Below are 17488 nucleotides of genomic sequence, written 5' to 3'. Positions count from 1 at the left end.
GATCTTGAACTCACGGCTGAACTTCCGTCTCGTCATATCCACTCTCCAGTTCCTTGGTCACGATCTTATCTTCGTGTCCACGAAACCAGCAGCAGCTCACGGCCACCACTTATGAGACGAGAGAGCCGCTGGTCGGCACCGATATGGAGATGGAATTCGCGCCGCGCATCGGCGGCGCGGCGGCCGAGAACCCCGTTCTTCTCGAACTGTCAGGAGAGATCGGGTTCGCGGGAGCGTCCAGCCTGACCCTGACGATTCAGATCGACCGCTATATCGGGGGCGTATGGAGCGCATTCGGCAATCTGGGCAAGGTTTATATGGCGACTCCCGGCCGGGAATTCGTCATCCGCACCATCGACAAGTTTGCGCTCGGCTTCCTCGGCACTGTCGATAACGGCAGATACCGGCTGTCTGTATACAGGCCGGCCGGGATCACCTCCCTCAGCTTCCAGTCCACCATCTTTACCGTGAGGCAGATCAGCAAATGATCCGTGTCCTGACCTTTGCTGCCGCTTTGTTCGCCGCCCCGGTCGCGGCCGATCCCGACCGGCTCTCGATCCTGCTCGGTTCCGCCCATCCCGGCGGGCCGGGCTATGACGGGCGCAATCCGGGGCTCTTTGTGACATGGGAGGATCGCGGCGGGCTGGATCTCAGCCTCGGCGTGTTTCGCAACAGCCATGGCCGCGGGGCCATCGCCACCACCGCGGCGCTGCCGGTGCTGGACTGGCAGGACGGCGGGGCCGCGCTGTTTCTGGGGGTGGCGCTCTATCCGGGCGACGGCCGCCATTACCGGGTCAGTGCCGGCGATCTGATCCCGCTCGGCGGCGTCCAGATCCGGCAAGGCAACCTGTTTGTGCAGATCATGCCCAGCGACGGCCGCCATGCGGATGCGGTGATCTCGGCCGGGCTGACCTTTGACCTCGGAGGGGCGCAATGACCACCAGCTATTCCACCGGCACGATCTCGGTAGCGGCCAACGGCGCCGTGGTGACCGGCACCGGCACCGGCTGGCTGACCGCCGGGCTTCGGCCGGGCGACATGTTCACCGCGCGCGGGCTTTCGGTGCCGATCCTGTCGATCGCCAGCGCCACCTCGCTGACCCTCGTGCGGCCATGGCCGGGGTCTGCGCTGGCCGGCGCGGCCTATGACGTGACGCTGCTCGACGACAACGTCCGGCTTCAGGTCGCCATCAACGCGCTGTTGCAACAGTTGGCGGGCGGGACGCTGCTGTCTCTGGGTCAGCTGGCCTCGGGCGCCAATAAGCTGCCTTACTGGACCGGCGAGGGGGTCATGGCCGCGACCGATCTGACACCCTTCGCGCGGACGCTGCTCGATGATGCCAATGCCGCGGCGATGCGTTCCACCCTCGAACTGATCAGGACGGAGAGCGCGACCGACACCACGGCCGGGCGGATGCTCAAGGTCGGCGATGCCGGGCTTCTGGCCAATGCTGTCGCTGTCAGCGACTGGAACAACGCCACGGCCGGCGGCGTGATCTACTCTGCCAACAACGCCGCCAATGCGCCGGTCGGGGGCTCCGGGGTCTGGTTCATCGGCCAGTATCAGCGGCACAACGACCTGCACGGGGTCCAGACGCTGACGCTTTTCACCGGGATCTCCGGGACCGGGACAGCGCGGCAGTTCGTGCGGGCGCTGACCGGCGGAGTGTGGACCGCGTGGCGCGAGGTGATCAATCAGGGCCGGATCGTCGGGACCGTCGCGCAGGCGTCCGGGGTGCCCACCGGCGCAGTGATCGAGCGCGGATTGAACGCCAACGGCGAATATGTCCGCTGGGCGGACGGCACCCAGATCTGCACCCGCACCGATCTGAGCGCGCCGAACGCCAGCACGGTTGTCGGCGGGCTGTTTTCGTCGGGCGATGTGGCCTGGACATTCCCGGCCTCCTTCGCGGTTGCGCCGGTAGTGACCTGCGCGCCGGCCGAGGCCCATAGCTTTGGCTCAGTGCCCTATGTGCCCAGCACCACGAGCGCCACGCTGCGGGCGCTGTCCGCCGTCACCAGGGCCGGCACCGTGCCGATCCGCGCCCAGGCCATCGGCCGCTGGTTCTGAGGAGGTTTCCATGATCATCACCTTATCCCCGATCCGCGCCGACTGGCCGGTCCCTGTCCTCGCGGTCTCCGGCGCCGTGCTGGAGATCGACGGCCAGCCGGTCGATCTCGCCGGCTACGATGCCGGGGCAGATCCGCATCCGCTGATCGTCGGTCAGCCCGCACTGATCGAGGGCGTCTGGCACGTCACCGTGCTGCTGCCCCACGGGCCTGACGCGCCCGAGGCGCTGCGCTTTCCCGATCCGGTCGGGGTGTCCGGTGACGGCCGGATCCGGCTCCCGGACAGCCATGTTTAACCCCTTCGCGCCGTTCGTCCGCAAGCCGGGCAGCGCGCAGTCATTGGTGATGATGTGAATGCCGCGATGGTTATCTTGGGGCTGGAAAGGGCCGTGCCGCCAGCTGCATGACTTACGGCCTCAAGGGAGGCCGGAGAGGGTTGCAGCCCTCTCCGACACGGGGAAACCTCTCACAGCGCCCCGCCGACCAGCACAAGCTCATGGCCGCTCCACCCTCGCGAGGGCGGCATCCTTGGAACACGATCACATGACGGAGTCGATGATTCCCGTCCCGCCGGTGGCCCCCGTGGCCCCGTGGCTCGGCGGCAACGGCGCCCGAACTCGCCCGAATCCTAGACCGCTTGGGCGGCGTGAGTGGCGGTGAACCAAGGTTTGCCAAGGAGGTTGAAACGGTCAATGCTCCTGATGTTCATTCGGAGGGCAGGATTTGGCGTCGAAACATAGTTTCAGAATTACATCTTCCGCAGGCACACTGTTTGAGGCGGGAAGTCTGGAAGCGTTGCAGCAGATCCTTCGCCGCGAGAAGGAGTTCTGGAAAAAGTTGACTCAGAACGCGTCAGGTCGAAACAAGCTGTATCTACAAGAAACCAGAGAAACGTTTCAGACACACTATGATGCGCTTGAAGGAGCCATCGCAGCACATGATTTCGGTGCAGGCGAGTATTCGGTTTCCGCGGCACCGTCTTTCGCGGTGTTGCCGCCCAGGGAGTCTATAACTGGCTCAGTCCTTATAGATCTGCTTGAAAACGGCGATATTTATGAAGCCGCTTGCGTGGCGCGCCATTGGTGGGTGCAGCATGACTGGGTTCAGCCTCGCACCGACCGCAGCGGGACATCTGTGGGGGCGGATCGACTGGGAGCGGTGTTGGTCTTATCGCGCCGGCAGATGTTAAAGGCACTGCAACTACGATCCGTGGTTCAGAAGGTGGAGGTGGAGGCCGAAAAGCTCGGTGCTCTGGTCGAGGAGCTTCAGACAAGGGGCAGCCAGCTTGCTGAAGACGTCACGAAATTCGATGCTCATATGGATCGGACCGATAGCCGGATCAACGCCCGTGTAGCTGCCTTCAAGCGCACCTCGGCCCGGCTGATAGACGACGAGCAGACGGCATTTGTGGACATGCGACAGGCGTGGGAGGCGCGGTGGGCAGAGACCCATAACACCTTCACCCACCACCTTCAGTATCGGGCTCCGGCTCTTCTCTGGAACACCAAGGGACAGGAACATCGAAAGGCCTCCCGGAGGGCGTTCATCGCGTTCCTGGCTGTTCTGGTCCTGACCGTGGTTGCGGCTGCCCTGGTGGTGTTCTGCTTTGGAGATTTTGTCGCCGAGTCCTTCAGCACGATCAGATGCGATCCTGACACTGGGATCTGCGAAACAGCCTTCTCATTCAAGGGGCCGGTGACCGTGGGGGGCCTGCTGCTGGTCGCGTCGATGCTGATCTGGGCGATGCGCTTCTTCAGCAAGATCTACCTGAGCGAGCGCCATCTGGCGTTGGGCTGCGAGGAGAGGAAAGCCTTTACCGAGGCGTATCTGGCACTGGTCATGGATAACAGCGTCTCGCGCGAGCAGGAGGCGATCGTTCTTGCTACGCTCTTCAGACCCAGCCAGGACGGCGTGATCAGGGACGAGGATCCGAGCATGGACATTTCCGCCGCCGCGATTCTCGCTAAGGCCATGGCGGGTCCAAGGTCATAGGGGGCGGTCGTCTCGCCTCAGCTGGGCTCGGCACCGGAAAGTGGACGTGATGCCCCTTTGAACAGGCCTTCAACACCTAGTTTTACAAAATCGCTCTGCTGCAAATACTCGTGTCACGCACTGCAAAAGTTCGTGTCACGCCACAAGGGGGGGGCCTCGCCTGGTTGTGAGTGTCCGACCAAAATTCTCGGCTTTACTTTTCCGATAAAACTTGTCATCCATTCGGTCAATCAGCCGGGGCTTTCGTCCTGCCGCCCCGGGATCTGACAAGCGATCTGCCTCATGACCGGACCGAGCCCTCTTGCCTTGCGATCAGACCGCCCGATGCGGGTGGCGGAGGATGGCGGTTTCATCACTCTTGCCGGAGTAAAGCGTTGATCCGTCGCCGTATCGCCACCGCAGCCCTTGCCTGCACCGCATTGACCTCTCCCGTGCTTGCGGCCGGGCCTGCCGAAGTGGTGGCGCATTACGCCGATATCGCCGAGGCGGGTTATGCCGACAGCCTCGCCACCGCGCGCAGCCTGCGCGAGGCGCTGGCGGGGCTGGTCGCGCAGCCCTCGCAGGAAAATCTCGACGCGGCCCGCGCGGCCTGGCTCGCCTCGCGTGTGCCCTATCAGCAGACCGAGGCCTTCCGCTTCGGCAATCCGATCGTCGACGACTGGGAAGGCAAGGTCAACGCCTGGCCGCTGGACGAGGGGCTGATCGACTATGTCGACGCCTCTTACGGCGAAAGCGAGGAGAACCCGCTCGCCACCCTGAACGTGATCGCCACGCCGAAATTCACCCTCTCGGGGGCCGAGGTTGACGCCACCAGCATCACCCCGGAACTGATCTCCGGGGTGCTCCAGGAGGCCGACGGGATCGAGGCCAATGTCGCCTCGGGCTATCACGCCATCGAGTTTCTGCTCTGGGGCCAGGACCTGAACGGCACCGAAGCCGGCGCCGGCAACCGGCCCTGGACCGATTTCGCCAATGGCGACGCCTGCACCGGCGGCAATTGCGACCGCCGCGCCGCCTATCTGCTGGCGGCGGGCGATCTGCTGGTCTCGGATCTGGAGTTCATGGCCGCGCAATGGACCGAGGGCGGCGAGGCGCGCGAGGCGGTGATCTCCGACCCCGAGGCGGGGCTGATGGCGATGCTGACCGGCATGGGCAGCCTGTCCTATGGCGAGCTGGCGGGCGAGCGGATGAAGCTCGGCCTGATGCTGTCGGACCCCGAGGAGGAACACGACTGTTTCTCGGACAACACCCACAACAGCCATTACTACGACGGGGTGGGCATCCGTAACGTCTATCTCGGCAGCTATACCCGGATCGACGGCACCGAGATCACCGGCCCCTCGCTGTCGGATCTGGTGGCCGAAAAGGACCCGGCGGTGGACAACCAGCTGAAAGCGGAACTCGATTCCTCGGTTGCCGCGCTGAACGCGATCAAAACCGCCGCCGAAGAGGGTTTCGCCTATGACCAGATGCTCGCCCCGGGCAACGAACAGGGCGAGAAGCTGATCATGGGGGCGGTGAATGCGCTGGTGACGCAGACTGCCTCGATCGAGCGCGCGGTGGCGGCGCTCGGCCTCTCGAAGATCGACTTCGAGGGCTCCGACAGCCTCGACAACCCCAACGCCGTTTTCCAATAGGCCGGAGAGCACGATGATCGTTTGTTCCTGCATGAGCATCGCCGATCACGAGATCCGCGCCGCGGTGGACTGGATGCGCGCCTCGGACCCGTCGACGATCATCACCCCGGGCAAGGTCTATCACGCGCTCGGCAAGAAGGCCGATTGCGGCGGCTGCATGCCGCTGTTCCTCGACACGATGCGCGGCTGCGACAGCTTCGGCGTGGCCGACGATCCGGCGCAGCCCGCGGTTCCGATGCTGAAACGGATGCGGGCCAGACGGCTGGGATAGGTTGCCCCGACCGGCGCCTGATCCAGGTGTTTCTGTCGGATTTAGAATTATTCTAAAAAATTTCCGCGCCCCCCATGGACAGCGGAAACGATGGCGCTTACCTTCACCTCCATACGCAGCGCGGCAGGCAGAGGCCTGCGCAACGAATGGGGAAAGCCATGAAGGGCGACGCCAAAGTCATCGAATATCTCAACGCCGGTCTCCGGTCGGAACTGACCGCGGTCAGCCAGTACTGGCTGCATTACCGCCTGCTGGACGACTGGGGCTACGGCAAGCTCGCGGCCAAGGCGCGCGCGGAATCGATCGAAGAGATGCATCACGCGGATAAATTCATCACCCGCATCATCTTTCTCGAAGGCCATCCGAATCTGCAAAAGCTGGATTCGCTGCGGATCGGCCAGAATGTTCGGGAAGTGCTGGACGCTGATCTCGCCGCCGAACATGGCGCGCGCGATCTCTATATCGAGGCGCGCAAATACTGCGACCAGGTCGGCGATTACGTCAGCCGCGCCCTGTTCGACGAGCTGATCGGGGATGAGGAAGGCCATATCGACTTCCTGGAAACCCAGATCGGCCTCTACGAGCAACTGGGCGAAAAGCACTACGGGCTGCTGAACGCCTCGCCTGCCAACGAGCAGGAGTGATCCGCCGCGACCAGGCGCCCCGCGGGGCGCCTTTTCATTTGCGGCCGGGCGGGGGCAGCGAGAGCCGTCCCCGCGGTTTCTTCTGCCCGGCGCGGCAGTGAAGGGACTCTCTGCATAAGAATACATTGGCCTGCGACGCAGACGGGTTTTTCCCTAGCAAGGGGGTGATGGTCTCCTGCCCCCCGACCCTGCGTACAGGGATCGCCCGCTGGCTGAGGAAGCGCCGGATCATTCGCCCTGACTACGAAAACGCGCCTCGTTGCTACAGCCGCACCGGCAGAGCCCTGGTTTCATTCCGGCACGTGGATGTGCCTGAGGCGGGCCCGAGCGTCCTGCCGCGGGGTGCCCAGACTGAGCCCAAAACTCCGGTTTTCAAAAACCTGCGAAGGATCACTTCCTCTGACGCCGGTCAAAGCAACCCACAGCGAAACGAAAGACCGCCATCGGGCCTGCGGGAAGATGTTCTCCCCAGCCATGTCCGACCGGCTTCTGACGCAGCCACCCCCCATCCGATACGCTGCCACAGATGGTCCGACCTTATGGCGAGCGGCTTGCGGCGGCCGCCCGGCGTTCGGAACGGCAAGATCGCCCCGATCATCTGCGGGAAGCGGGCGGGCATTGTCTGCTCCCAGGATCCTGCGCCCCCGTGCATCGCTTCCCCGATCCGATGACCGTCCCCGGGGACATCCGAAGACAGAAATACGCGGGGGCCATGCTGCTTTCACCTTGATATAAATACTCTCGGGGGGAGAGCGGCCGGAGGCCGCTCCGGGGGGCAGACAGCCCCCCGTGCCGACGCTGGCCATTGCCTGGCCGCTTTCCGGCAGGGCGGCTGTGGCCCGGGGCGCCGCGTCCGCCCACCCGCCAGGGCGGCCCTGAGACTCGCGGTCGCAGCCCAGTTTTCCGATTGAAAGACTCGGGGAAAACCATCAGGACAGGGGGGCGAAAGGAAGCCTCCGATGTTTCGCCCGCTCATCCCGTTTCTGCTCTCTGCCCTGGCCATTCCCGCCGTCGCGCAGGACCTGGACGACCGCCACCTGCCGGTCATCCCCCGGACCGTGGCCGAGGCGGCACGGATCGCCAAAGTCCTCGCTCCGCCTGCCGATTTCACCCTGCCCGAGCCGTTCGAGGCCATGCCCGGCGGCGCGGCCACGGTGCGGCTCCGGGCCAATGCCGATGCTTTCTCGATCTTCTCGGCCAATATGCCCTTCGCGCATGAGATGGATTTCAAGCTCGGGAATGCGCTGTTTCGCAAGACCTGGGTCGCGGCGCCGTCCTCGACCAAAGCCTCGGACGGGCTCGGGCCGCTTTACAACGCGCGCGGCTGCCAGGATTGCCACCTCAAGGACGGCCGCGGCCATCCGCCCGAGGGGCCGCAGGATGGCCGCGTCTCGATGTTCCTGCGGCTGTCGCTGCCCGGCGGGCCCGCGCCCGAAGGCATCGCGGAATGGCTGGCGACGCAGCCCGATCCGGTCTACGGCGGCCAGCTTCAGGATTTCGCCGCGCCCGGCCACCGGGCCGAGGGGCGGATGGAGATCGACTGGAACGAGACCCCGGTGACGCTCGCCGATGGCAGCGTGGTCATGCTGCGCCAGCCCGAATATTCCATCTCGACCCCCGGCTACGGCGAGTTGCACCCCGATCTCATGCTCTCGCCGCGCGTCGCGCCGCAGATGATCGGGCTGGGGCTCCTGGAGGCGATCCCGGCCGCCGATATCATCGCGCTCGCCGATCCCGACGACCAGGACGGCGACGGAATTTCCGGGCGCATTTCCATTGTGCCCTCGCAGGAATTCGGCGTGCCGATGCTGGGGCGGTTCGGGCTGAAGGCGGGCACGCCCACCGTGCGCCAGCAATCGGCCGATGCGTTTTCGGGCGATATGGGGCTCTCCACCCCGGTCGTCCCCGATCCCTGGGGCGAATGCACCCCGGCGCAAAGCGACTGCCGCGCCGCCCCGCACGGGCAGGAGCCGGGGATCCGCGACGGGCTGGAGGTCGATCTGCAAAGCCTTGATCTGGTGGCCTTTTACGCGCGCAACCTCGGCGTCCCCGAGCGGCGCAACCCCGACGCGCCCCAGGTCCTGCGCGGCAAGGAAATCTTCTACGGGCTGAACTGCACCGGCTGCCACAATCCAAAATTCGTGACGCATCGGCTGAAGGGCCAGCCCGAGCAGAGCTTCCAGCTGATCTGGCCCTGGACCGACCTTTTGCTACACGACATGGGCGAGGGCCTGGCCGACAACCGCCCCGAGGGCCGCGCCTCGGGCCGCGAATGGCGCACGCCGCCCCTGTGGGGGATCGGGCTGACCAAACAGGTTTCCGGCCATACATATTTCCTGCATGATGGCCGCGCGCGCAGCATCCTTGAGGCCGTCCTGTGGCACGGCGGCGAGGCCGAAGCGCAACGCGAGGCGGTGATCGCCCTGCCGACCGAAGACCGCGAGGCGCTGATCGCCTTCCTGGAGAGCCTGTGATGCGTCTGACCCTCGCGCTTGCCCTCTGCGCCGCGCCTGCCTTCGCCGACACCCGCGAGGCGGTGGAGGAGGTGATCCTGCCCGGTTACGCCCGTTTCACCGCTGCGGCCGATGCGCTGGCAGAGGCGGCGGCGCAAAGCTGTGAGGCAGAGGCTTTGCGCCCGGCGTTCCACGAGGCGCTCGACGCCTGGCTCGGGGTGTCTTTCCTGCATTTCGGCCCGGCCGAGGACAAGGGCAGGGCGCTGGCGATCTGGTTCTGGCCCGACCCGAAGGGGCTGGGCGCCAAAGCGCAGCGGGCGCTCCTGACCGGCGATCCGGCCAGGCTGGAGCCGGAGGATTTCCGCGACCAGTCGGTCGCCGCGCGCGGGCTGTCGGGGCTGGAGCGGCTGCTCTGGCCGCAGGACCTGCCCGCCGATCCCTGTCCGCTGATCCGGGCGACCGCCGCCGATCTGGCGCGGCTGGCGCAGGAGATCGAGGCGGGCTGGCAGGGCGACGCCGGTTTCGCCGCCACGCTCCTGACGGCGGGCGAGGCGGGGAACACCCGCTACCTGAGCCCCGCCGAGGCCCGCCAGGCCGTCTTCACCCAGATGATGGCGGGGCTGGAATTCATCGCCGACCAGCGGCTCGGCCGCCCGCTCGGCGATGAGAAGCCGCGCCCGGAACGGGCCGAAGCGAAGGCCTCGGCGCGCAGCCAGCGCAATGTCGCGGTGAATCTTCAGGGTCTGCGCCGGCTGGCGGCGGCGCTGCTGCCCGAGGCCGAAGCGACCCTTGCCGCCTTTGACCGCGCCATTGCCCATGGCGGCAAGCTGAAGGATCCGGTCTTCGCGGGCGTCGCCGACCCCGCGAAACATGCGGAGATCGCGCTTTTGCGGCAATATGTGAAGGCGATCCGCGCCGCCGCGATGGCGGAAATGGCCCCGGCGCTTGGCGTGGGGATTGGGTTCAACGCGCAGGACGGGGACTGAGATGGCCACGCGACGCGGATTTCTGGCCGGTCTCGCCTCGCTGTCGCTGCCGGGCATCGGCTGGGCCGATGTGGGCAGCCCGGCCTGGCTGACGGCGGGCCGCGCCGGCGAGGATTACGTGCTGCACGGGCTGGGTCCGGCAGGCGAAAGCCTGTTCGCGATCCCGCTTCCCGCGCGCGGCCATGCGGCGGCGGCACATCCCTCGCGCGCCGAGGCGGTGGCTTTCGCCCGGCGCCCCGGCACTTTCGCGCTGGTGATCGACTGTTTCACCGGGGCGCTGCGGCACCGGCTGACCCCGCCCGGGGGGCGGCAGTTCAACGGCCATGGCGCGTTTTCCGCCGACGGGGCGCTTCTGATGACCTCGGAAGTGGTGGCCGAGGGATCGCAGGGCCGCATCGGGCTGTGGGAGACGGAAGGCTACACCCGGATCGGCGAATGGGGCTCGGGCGGCATCGGTCCGCATGACATGAAGCGGCTGGCGGACGGACGGCTGGTGGTGGCGAACGGCGGGATCGAGACCGACCCCGCCGACCGCAGCAAGCTGAATATCGACCGGATGCGGCCCAATCTGGCGCTGCTCTCGCCCGGCGGCGAAGTGCTGGAGATCGCGGAACTGGAGCCCGCGCTGCATCAGAATTCGATCCGCCATCTGGCGCTGGTGGGCGGGGGCGTCGGCTTTGCCATGCAATGGGAGGGCGACCCGGCCGAGCCGGTGCCGCTGCTCGGCTTGTGGACGCCTGGCGGCGCGCCGATTCTCTGCCCGCCCGCGCCGGAGGATGCCTTCACCATGCAGGGCTATGCCGGTTCGATCGCGGCCTCGGGCGGGCGGGTGGCGATTTCCTCGCCGCGCGGCGGCGCGGTGATGGTGTTTTCCGATCAGGGCGCACCCCTCGCCACCCTGCGCCGCGCCGACATCTGCGGCCTTGCGCCGCTCGGGACGGATTTCGCGGCCTCGGACGGCGGCGGCGGGCTGTGGCGGATCGCGGGGGATGAGCTGATCCCGCTGCGCCATGCGCCGGTGGCCTGGGACAATCATATGGTGCCGGTCGGCTGAGCCGCCGATTCGGCCCGGGGTGTGGCGGGATGCCGCATCTGCAAAGCCGGGCCGCCGCCCCAGGCTCATTCGCGGGAAAAACCGGCCTTCCAAAGCCGCTGAACAGCCTGCGAAACCGGGCTTTCGGAGGGTGGTGGCGCAGGCATACTTGACAATTAAAGTCGGTATTCCTAAAGCCTTTTCCTGACAGATCAAGTCGGATACTGCTGCTTTGCCAGCGCAGCCGCCGCTGGCGGGGCAAGCCTCCGGCGGGATGCTGATCGGGTGGAAGGACCGTCGCCCGTGGCCATTGCGTCGCGGGCCCGGCAGGGGCCGTAACCGGCGTTTCGTGCGCCGGGGCGGGTCGGAACAGGGAACGGAAAGAGTGCCATGTCCGGTCGTTTCTTCAGCCACCCCCGACAGGCCGCGCCCGCGATGCGGCCGGCTTTCTGTCCTCCGGCATCATGCCGGAACTGCGATTCAAAAGAAATGAACTGGTAAGATGAAGATGCGCGCGGCACTGATCACTTTTCTTCTTCTGACGGGCGGTATGGCCGCCGCGCAGGAAACGGCACCTCCGGCGGTTTCGACCGAGGCGCCAGGCCTGTCCGATGCACCCGCGGCCGACACCGGCGCCGGAGCCCTGCCCAATGTGGGCGATGAGGCGCCCGCTGCGCCCGCCGCGCCCGGCGCGGAAGAGGCTGCCCCCGCGACGCCTGCGACCGGGACCGAACCGGCCCCCGCCGCGGATCCGGTGGCCGACCCTGCCAGCGGCGCGGCAGAACAGCCCGCCGCCGCGGAAGCTCCGGCAGGTGCGCCCGAGACCACTCCCGCCGCTACGCCCGCTGCCGCTGATCCCGCCGCGCCCGCCGCGGGGCCGATGCCGGTCCACAGCGTCAAGCTCGACGCCTTGTTCTGGGAGGCGCATTGGGTGGTGCAGGGGGTGATGGTGGGCCTTGCCATCGCCGCTTTCGCCGCGCTGGTGATCCTGATCCACAAGACCGCCGAATTCGCCTTCGCCTTCGCCTCGATGCGCCGCACCGCGCGCCAGCTGGAAGCCGCGCCCGGCCTGCACGAGGCCGCCTCGGCGGTGGCCGCGCGCCGGGGCCCCTCGGCCGATATCATCCGCGCCGCATATGAGGAACTCCGCCTCGCCGAGGCCGAGCCGGTGCTGATCCCCGGCGTGCGCGAGCGCACCAGCGCCGCCATGACCCGGATCGAGGCCGGCGCCGCGCAGAAGCTGCGCGCGGGCACCGGGATCCTTGCCTCGATCGGCTCGCTGGCGCCTTTCGTCGGGCTGTTCGGCACCGTGTTCGGCATCATGAACAGCTTCATCGCCATCGCCGAGACCAAGACCACCAACCTTGCCGTGGTGGCACCGGGCATCGCCGAGGCGCTGCTTGCCACCGCCATCGGCCTTGCTGCCGCGATCCCGGCGGTGCTGATCTACAACATCTGCACCCGGCGGCTGGCGAAATACCGCCATCAGCTGGGCGACATCGGCGCCGCGGCGTCGCGGCTGCAAAGCCGGGCGCTCGACCGGCTGGCGGCGGGGGGCTGAATCATGGGCGCATCGACCGGCGGCGGCACCGAAGACGAAGACGCCGAAGTTTCGGAAATCAACGTCACGCCCTTCATCGACGTGATGCTGGTGCTGCTGATCGTCTTCATGGTGGCCGCGCCCCTGTCCACCGTGGACGTGCCGGTCAACCTGCCCGGCACCAGCGCGCAGCCGCAGGAACGCCCTGATGAGCCGCTCTGGCTGTCTCTGGGCCTCGACCGGGTGCTGTCTTTGGGCAACGAGCCGGTCCCGGCCGGCGCGCTTCAGGCGGTGCTGGACGAAAAGACCGGCGGCGACCGCGAGACGGCGGTATTCTTCCGCGCGGACAAAGAGATCCCTTATGGCGAACTGATGGTCGTCCTTGACGAGCTTCGGAACGCTGGCTACCTGAAAGTCGCCCTCGTCGGCCTGGAAGGCGCGGCGGCGGCGGCAGGCGAAGGAGATGCGCCATGACCTGTCCTCTGCTGCCATCCCACAATACCGCGTCGCGCCGGTCGACCTTCGGCTGGCTGGTGTCGACCTCGGTCTCGGCGCTTCTGGTCTCGGCGATCGGGGCCTGGGCGCTGGCGATCCAGGAGTCCGGCGATGCGGTCGGCGATGCCAGCGAGGCGATCCTCGTGATGCTGCCGCCGGTTCCGGCGGTCGAGGCGATGGCGGAGCCGTCGCCCGATGTGGTGGATCAGGCGCCTTCGGAAAAGGTTGAGGCGCCCGATACCGAGGATATGCCCGAGACGCCGGAACTGACCGAGGCGCCCGACGTGCCCGACGAGACCCCGGTGATCGAGGAAATGCTGGCCGAGGACATCCCCGAGCCCGAGATCGAGCCGCCGCCCGCCCCGGTGGTCGAGATCCCCAAACCCAAGCCCAAGCCTGTCGAGAAGGAAAAGCCGAAGAAAACGGCTGAGAAACCCAAAGAAAAGACCAAAGAGAAGCCGAAAAAGAAAGCCTCGGAAGAGGCTGCCGCGGCAAAGGCGTCGAAACAGGCCTCGAACGCCCAGGCCTCGGCCGGCAGCGGCAAGGCCTCGGCCAAATCCTATGCGGCTTCGGTGATGAAGAAGGTGCGCGGCACCAAAAAGCAGCGCGCGGGCGAGAAGGGTGTCGCCGTGGTCAGCTTCACCATCGCCGAGGGTGGCGGGCTGGCCGGTGTGCGGATCGCGCGCAGCTCGGGCTCGGCCAAAGTCGATCAGGTGGCGCTGGATCACATCCGCCGCGCGGCGCCGTTCCCGCCGCCGCCGCCCGGTGTCGGCCGCTCCTATTCCTTTGAATTCGTGGCGAAATAAGCCGTAGTATCCGGCAGGAAAAGGGGCGCTCCGGCGCCCCTTTTTCGTTACGGCGGGTCGGAGGTCGGCTTCCGCTTCAGCCGGGCGCCGCCGGGTCGAGGATCATCTGGGTCTGGGTGATCATGGCCGCCAGCTTGCCATCGGCGCGCAGGACCGAGGTCTGCCAGACCATGGTGCGCCGCCCCTTGTGCAATGGCACCGAGACCGCCCGCGCGGGCTCGTCCGGCGGCAGCGGGCGGAAGAAGTTCGTCTTGCTCTCGACCGTGGTCGTGCCCTGGCCAGGGGCGAGGCTGGCGAAGGTTCCCGCCCCGCCCAGCACATCGGCCAGCGCCATGATCGCGCCCCCGTGCAGCACGCCGTTGCGGTTCAGCAACTCGGGCCGCACCGGCAGTTCGGCCTCCACCCGCTCGGGGCCGAGGAGCAGGATCTTCAGGCCGAGGAAACCGGCGAAGGCCGAAATCTCGTTGGCGGGCGGGGCAGGGGGCTCTGGCATCGGGCGTTCCGTCTGGTCTGTCGCTGCCGGTTCCATAGCACGGCCCGGGCCGCGGGCGCGACGGTTTCCTCACCTCTCCTCTTGCCGGGGCGCGGCCTGGTGAGGAACGGCCATCATGAGCGGCGGGAAACGGTCGCATGATGGAGTTCGGACGTTTCGCGATTTGCCATATGCCGCGCGGAGGCTTTCGCCGACCGCACGGCTGGCCGGGCCGGGATGCCTGATCCGCGCCCGCAGGCGGAACGGATCATGGCGCCGGGCAGATACGGCTTTCACGGCCCGCTCAAAGCGCCGTTCCGGCCGGCCGAAAGGGTAACGCCCGCCGATCTGCCCGCCAGTCTGTAGCCCGCCACCCGCTGACCGGCTGACATGAAGCTGTTTCATTCGGCGCTTAGGCAGAACGGGCGAACCCTGCCCGGAGGCCGGATGTGACCGAAGACGCGCCCGAGAACGAGGCCATCGCGGCGGATATGAGCGGCGAGGCGGCGCTCGGTCTGATCCTCGTCCGGCTCTGCGACGAGACCGACCGCCAGCTTGCGGTGTTTCTGGAAAGCGATGACGAAAGCGGGCCGCACAAGGCGCGGGTGGCGCTCAGGCGGCTGACCACCGCGCTGGACGCTTTCGCCCCGATCCTGCGGCGCAAACCGGCGGCATCGGCGCGGGCGGCGGCGAAACGGATCTTCCGCGCGCTCGGCGAGGTGCGCGATGCCGATGTCTTCCTGGCAGCGAAGGGCGAGGCGGCGGGGAAATCCCTCACACGCTCCACCGCGGCGCTGCGGAGCCGCATCCGCAAACAGTTGCGCAAGGAAAAGGCGGTGGCTTTCGCCCCGGCGCTGAAACGCGCTTATGCCGCGGGCGAATTGCTCAGGACCGGCCCGCGCGGGCTGGCGGCGCGGGCGGCGCCCGTGGGGGGGCTGGCTGCCACGGCGCTGGATGCGGCCTGGGCCGCCGCGCTGGCCCATGGCGACGATCTGGCCGCCTTGCCGGAGGAGGAGCGACACGAGTTCCGCAAGGATATGAAAACGCTGCGCTATCTGGTCGAGTTCTTCGCGCCGCTCTGGCCCGCCCGCGAATGGGAGGCCCTGCGCGGCGCGATGCAGGATCTCCAGGACGAATTGGGCGTGCTGAACGATCTGGCCAATGCGCGGGCGCGCGGACGCGCGGGCGCCGCCGGGGATGAGACGCAGGCGCTGGCCCGCGCGGCGCTTTTGTGGTCGCAGATCGCCGGTGCGGCGCCGGTTTGACCCGTGTCAAAGCCGGGGCGCGGATTTCGTGCCACAAGGCGGCATCACCGCCGCCAGAGGAGGCCCGCCAGATGACCCGCCTGTTCCTGTTGTTGCTCTCCATCACCCTGCCCACGCTTGCGGGGGTGGGCGTGGTGGTGGCGCTGGCCTCGGGCCAGGTCGCGGTGCAGCCCATCGTTCTCGGCGCCGCCATCGGCGCGGTGCTGGCGCTGCCGGTGGCCTGGATGATCGCGCGGCAGCTCTCGTCCTGAGCGGCCTCAGGCGTTCAGGAACACCCGCAGGGTTTCCTCGAATTCGCGTGGCTTCTCGGCATGCAGCCAGTGGCCGGTGCCGGGGATCTTCGCGAACCGCGCCTGGGGGAACAGCGCGCGGATCGTCTCGCGATGTTCGGGGCGGACATAATGGCTGTCGCCCCCGGTCAGGAACAGCGCGGGCCCGTCGAAGCGGCCTTCGGTGCCCGGCCAGCCGACGATCTTCGCCATTTCGGCCTCCAGCACGTCGAGATTGAGCCGCCAGCGCGGCCCGCCCCCGGCCTTGAGGTCCAGCGATTGCAGGAAGAAGGCGCGCAGCGCCGGATCTTCGACCGTCGCCGAAAGCCGCCGGTCGGCCTCGCCGCGGGTGGTCAGGCCGGTCAGATCCAGCCCCCGCATCGCCTGGGCGTGTCGGCTCTGGTCATGGCTGTAGGCCACCGGGGCGATATCGGCGACGACCAGGCGGCGGATCAGATCGCCCCGGGTCAGCGCCAGTTGCATCGCGGCCTTCCCGCCCATCGAATGGCCCATCAGATCGGCGCGCCCGCCGAGGGTTTCGATCACCCCGGCCAGATCGGCGGCCATATCGGGATAGGACTGGCTGTCCGCCCGCGGGCTTTCGCCGTGGTTGCGCATATCGACCGCGATCACCTCGCGCCGGTCGGCAAGCCGCCGCGCGATCACATTCCAGTTGCGCGCCGAGCCGTAAAGCCCATGCGCGATGACCAGGGGAAGGGCGCCGTCGGGGGCCGTGGCGGGGTGGCGGATCGTGGCAAGCATGAGCGTTTCCATATCGAAACGGATTGTGCGAGGCCAGAGTGGTTGCGGTGCGGCCGCGATTTGCGGATAATTCCGCCACTTCAGGGGGATGCGCATGAGCGCGGTGACCATCCGTCAGATGGCCGATCGGGTCGAGGGACTGCTGTCCGAGCGCCTCGGCGCGCGCGGCCGCGATTTCGAGGCCAAACTGCGCCATTCCGGGCGCAAACTGCCGCGCCGTGTGCGCGCGGCGGCGAAATCGCTCGCCCGCGCCGCGGAAATGGCGCGCAATCCCAAACTTCAGGCGCAGCTCGACGAGGGAGATGTCGCGCGCGATTACGACATCTGCCTGCGCCATTTTTCTGCTGGCGGTTCTGGCGCCTGGTTTCGAGGTGTGGTCGGTCGGGTTGCGGCTTCGGTGGGGTTTTCTTTGCTGGTGGTGGGGCTTGGCTTTGCCGGCTGGCTTTTGTGGCGCGGCTATATCTGAGGTGCGGGGCGCTGCGCGCAAGTCTTTGACGAGATGTCCTTTGCGGGTGCTTCCGGCGCATGGGCGGGCGGCGGCGTTTGGTTCATTTTGTGGGTGAGTGGCCGGGCGCGCGCGGGGTGTGTCTGGCGCGGCTTTCCTCGCGCTGCTCTTCCCCGGTGCCGTTCCCTGGCGGCGGCGCGTCGTATGAGGGGCAGAGCCCGAGCCCCCCTCCGATGTTCGAAAAGGGAAAGCGCAGGCGGGTTTGCCTGCGCTTTTCTGGTCGGGGATGTTGTATTATCGAAAGCAGGTGGGGGCCTCAGCCATCAGCCCCGGTTGCCGGGGCGGGAGG

The 17488-nt window shown here is 67.4% G+C and carries 19 protein-coding genes; 17 read left to right on the top strand and 2 right to left on the bottom strand.

Annotation, left to right across the window (positions count from 1 at the left end; all coding sequences use genetic code 11):
* The first annotated feature begins 149 nt into the window (after window positions 1-149).
* The 14 genes from XINFAN_RS18460 to XINFAN_RS18395 all read left to right on the top strand — a co-directional run bounded on the left by XINFAN_RS18460 (window position 150) and on the right by XINFAN_RS18395 (window position 13926).
* Window positions 150-488: a hypothetical protein gene (locus tag XINFAN_RS18460; RefSeq protein ID WP_148087157.1), complete on the top strand. Its 339-nt coding sequence runs from the start codon at window positions 150-152 to the stop codon at window positions 486-488.
* Entirely contained in the window at window positions 485-937 is a 453-nt protein-coding gene (locus XINFAN_RS18455; RefSeq protein ID WP_124088337.1) for a hypothetical protein, read from the top strand. The genes XINFAN_RS18460 and XINFAN_RS18455 overlap by 4 nt, the downstream gene beginning before the upstream one ends.
* Window positions 934-2070: a pyocin knob domain-containing protein gene (locus XINFAN_RS18450; RefSeq protein ID WP_124088336.1), complete on the top strand. Its 1137-nt coding sequence runs from the start codon at window positions 934-936 to the stop codon at window positions 2068-2070. Before XINFAN_RS18455 ends, XINFAN_RS18450 begins: the two co-directional genes overlap by 4 nt.
* Window positions 2071-2080: 10 nt before the next feature.
* Entirely contained in the window at window positions 2081-2365 is a 285-nt protein-coding gene (locus XINFAN_RS18445; protein ID WP_124088335.1) for a hypothetical protein, read from the top strand.
* Between the two features lie 427 nt (window positions 2366-2792).
* Window positions 2793-4061: a DUF6161 domain-containing protein gene (locus XINFAN_RS18440; protein WP_124088334.1), complete on the top strand. Its 1269-nt coding sequence runs from the start codon at window positions 2793-2795 to the stop codon at window positions 4059-4061.
* A 374-nt stretch (window positions 4062-4435) separates the two neighbouring features.
* The gene (locus XINFAN_RS18435) at window positions 4436-5698 is read left to right on the top strand and encodes an imelysin family protein (protein ID WP_124088333.1); all 1263 of its coding nucleotides are present in this window, start codon (window positions 4436-4438) and stop codon (window positions 5696-5698) included.
* Between the two features lie 13 nt (window positions 5699-5711).
* On the top strand, window positions 5712-5969 hold the full coding sequence (locus XINFAN_RS18430; RefSeq protein WP_124088332.1) for a (2Fe-2S)-binding protein: 258 nt from the start codon (window positions 5712-5714) through the stop codon (window positions 5967-5969).
* Between the two features lie 158 nt (window positions 5970-6127).
* On the top strand, window positions 6128-6613 hold the full coding sequence (gene bfr / locus XINFAN_RS18425) for a bacterioferritin (RefSeq protein ID WP_124088331.1): 486 nt from the start codon (window positions 6128-6130) through the stop codon (window positions 6611-6613).
* A 959-nt stretch (window positions 6614-7572) separates the two neighbouring features.
* Window positions 7573-9087 carry a di-heme oxidoreductase family protein gene (locus tag XINFAN_RS18420; protein ID WP_124088330.1) on the top strand — a complete coding sequence of 505 codons (1515 nt, stop codon included), beginning with the start codon at window positions 7573-7575 and terminating at the stop codon, window positions 9085-9087.
* Window positions 9087-10052 carry an imelysin family protein gene (locus tag XINFAN_RS18415; protein WP_124088329.1) on the top strand — a complete coding sequence of 322 codons (966 nt, stop codon included), beginning with the start codon at window positions 9087-9089 and terminating at the stop codon, window positions 10050-10052. Before XINFAN_RS18420 ends, XINFAN_RS18415 begins: the two co-directional genes overlap by 1 nt.
* Window position 10053: 1 nt before the next feature.
* Window positions 10054-11106: a DUF1513 domain-containing protein gene (locus XINFAN_RS18410; RefSeq protein ID WP_124088328.1), complete on the top strand. Its 1053-nt coding sequence runs from the start codon at window positions 10054-10056 to the stop codon at window positions 11104-11106.
* 481 nt (window positions 11107-11587) lie between these two features.
* On the top strand, window positions 11588-12646 hold the full coding sequence (gene exbB / locus XINFAN_RS18405) for a tonB-system energizer ExbB (protein WP_124088327.1): 1059 nt from the start codon (window positions 11588-11590) through the stop codon (window positions 12644-12646).
* 3 nt (window positions 12647-12649) lie between these two features.
* On the top strand, window positions 12650-13099 hold the full coding sequence (exbD, locus tag XINFAN_RS18400) for a TonB system transport protein ExbD (RefSeq protein ID WP_124088326.1): 450 nt from the start codon (window positions 12650-12652) through the stop codon (window positions 13097-13099).
* A complete protein-coding gene (locus XINFAN_RS18395) occupies window positions 13096-13926 on the top strand; it encodes an energy transducer TonB family protein (protein ID WP_124088325.1) in 831 nt (276 codons plus the stop codon). The genes exbD and XINFAN_RS18395 overlap by 4 nt, the downstream gene beginning before the upstream one ends.
* 76 nt (window positions 13927-14002) lie before the next feature.
* Here the strand turns inward: XINFAN_RS18395 and XINFAN_RS18390 are convergent, their stop codons facing one another.
* Window positions 14003-14419, bottom strand: a complete 417-nt coding sequence (locus tag XINFAN_RS18390) for a PaaI family thioesterase (RefSeq protein ID WP_124088324.1) — start codon at window positions 14417-14419, stop codon at window positions 14003-14005.
* A 428-nt stretch (window positions 14420-14847) separates the two neighbouring features.
* On the opposite strand from XINFAN_RS18390, the gene XINFAN_RS18380 reads away from it, so the two are divergent.
* Together XINFAN_RS18380 and XINFAN_RS18375 are read left to right on the top strand one after the other, a co-directional pair.
* The gene (locus XINFAN_RS18380; protein ID WP_124088323.1) at window positions 14848-15663 is read left to right on the top strand and encodes a CHAD domain-containing protein; all 816 of its coding nucleotides are present in this window, start codon (window positions 14848-14850) and stop codon (window positions 15661-15663) included.
* 71 nt (window positions 15664-15734) lie between these two features.
* Window positions 15735-15914: a CTP synthetase gene (locus tag XINFAN_RS18375; protein WP_124088322.1), complete on the top strand. Its 180-nt coding sequence runs from the start codon at window positions 15735-15737 to the stop codon at window positions 15912-15914.
* Between the two features lie 6 nt (window positions 15915-15920).
* Here the strand turns inward: XINFAN_RS18375 and XINFAN_RS18370 are convergent, their stop codons facing one another.
* Window positions 15921-16694 (bottom strand): alpha/beta fold hydrolase, encoded by a 774-nt coding sequence (locus XINFAN_RS18370; RefSeq protein WP_124088321.1) that lies wholly within the window; start codon window positions 16692-16694, stop codon window positions 15921-15923.
* Window positions 16695-16788: 94 nt separating this feature from the next.
* On the opposite strand from XINFAN_RS18370, the gene XINFAN_RS18365 reads away from it, so the two are divergent.
* On the top strand, window positions 16789-17160 hold the full coding sequence (locus XINFAN_RS18365; protein WP_199286464.1) for a hypothetical protein: 372 nt from the start codon (window positions 16789-16791) through the stop codon (window positions 17158-17160).
* Window positions 17161-17488: the final 328 nt, after the last annotated feature.

The sequence above is a fragment of the Pseudogemmobacter humi genome (assembly GCF_900609055.1).
GTDB classification, from domain to species: Bacteria; Pseudomonadota; Alphaproteobacteria; order Rhodobacterales; family Rhodobacteraceae; genus Pseudogemmobacter; species Pseudogemmobacter humi.
This window is presented reverse-complemented; position numbering and strand designations above follow the sequence as displayed.

What these genes read in the sequence shown, in the direction of transcription:
- XINFAN_RS18460 (WP_148087157.1), top strand. Translation starts at nt 150, where the DNA reads ATGGAATTCGCGCCGCGCATCGGCGGCGCGGCGGCCGAGAACCCCGTT.
- XINFAN_RS18455 (WP_124088337.1), top strand. Translation starts at nt 485, where the DNA reads ATGATCCGTGTCCTGACCTTTGCTGCCGCTTTGTTCGCCGCCCCGGTC.
- XINFAN_RS18450 (WP_124088336.1), top strand. Translation starts at nt 934, where the DNA reads ATGACCACCAGCTATTCCACCGGCACGATCTCGGTAGCGGCCAACGGC.
- XINFAN_RS18445 (WP_124088335.1), top strand. Translation starts at nt 2,081, where the DNA reads ATGATCATCACCTTATCCCCGATCCGCGCCGACTGGCCGGTCCCTGTC.
- XINFAN_RS18430 (WP_124088332.1), top strand. Translation starts at nt 5,712, where the DNA reads ATGATCGTTTGTTCCTGCATGAGCATCGCCGATCACGAGATCCGCGCC.
- bfr (WP_124088331.1), top strand. Translation starts at nt 6,128, where the DNA reads ATGAAGGGCGACGCCAAAGTCATCGAATATCTCAACGCCGGTCTCCGG.
- XINFAN_RS18420 (WP_124088330.1), top strand. Translation starts at nt 7,573, where the DNA reads ATGTTTCGCCCGCTCATCCCGTTTCTGCTCTCTGCCCTGGCCATTCCC.
- XINFAN_RS18415 (WP_124088329.1), top strand. Translation starts at nt 9,087, where the DNA reads ATGCGTCTGACCCTCGCGCTTGCCCTCTGCGCCGCGCCTGCCTTCGCC.
- XINFAN_RS18410 (WP_124088328.1), top strand. Translation starts at nt 10,054, where the DNA reads ATGGCCACGCGACGCGGATTTCTGGCCGGTCTCGCCTCGCTGTCGCTG.
- exbB (WP_124088327.1), top strand. Translation starts at nt 11,588, where the DNA reads ATGAAGATGCGCGCGGCACTGATCACTTTTCTTCTTCTGACGGGCGGT.
- exbD (WP_124088326.1), top strand. Translation starts at nt 12,650, where the DNA reads ATGGGCGCATCGACCGGCGGCGGCACCGAAGACGAAGACGCCGAAGTT.
- XINFAN_RS18395 (WP_124088325.1), top strand. Translation starts at nt 13,096, where the DNA reads ATGACCTGTCCTCTGCTGCCATCCCACAATACCGCGTCGCGCCGGTCG.
- XINFAN_RS18390 (WP_124088324.1), bottom strand. Translation starts at nt 14,419, where the DNA reads ATGCCAGAGCCCCCTGCCCCGCCCGCCAACGAGATTTCGGCCTTCGCC.
- XINFAN_RS18375 (WP_124088322.1), top strand. Translation starts at nt 15,735, where the DNA reads ATGACCCGCCTGTTCCTGTTGTTGCTCTCCATCACCCTGCCCACGCTT.
- XINFAN_RS18370 (WP_124088321.1), bottom strand. Translation starts at nt 16,694, where the DNA reads ATGCTTGCCACGATCCGCCACCCCGCCACGGCCCCCGACGGCGCCCTT.
- XINFAN_RS18365 (WP_199286464.1), top strand. Translation starts at nt 16,789, where the DNA reads ATGAGCGCGGTGACCATCCGTCAGATGGCCGATCGGGTCGAGGGACTG.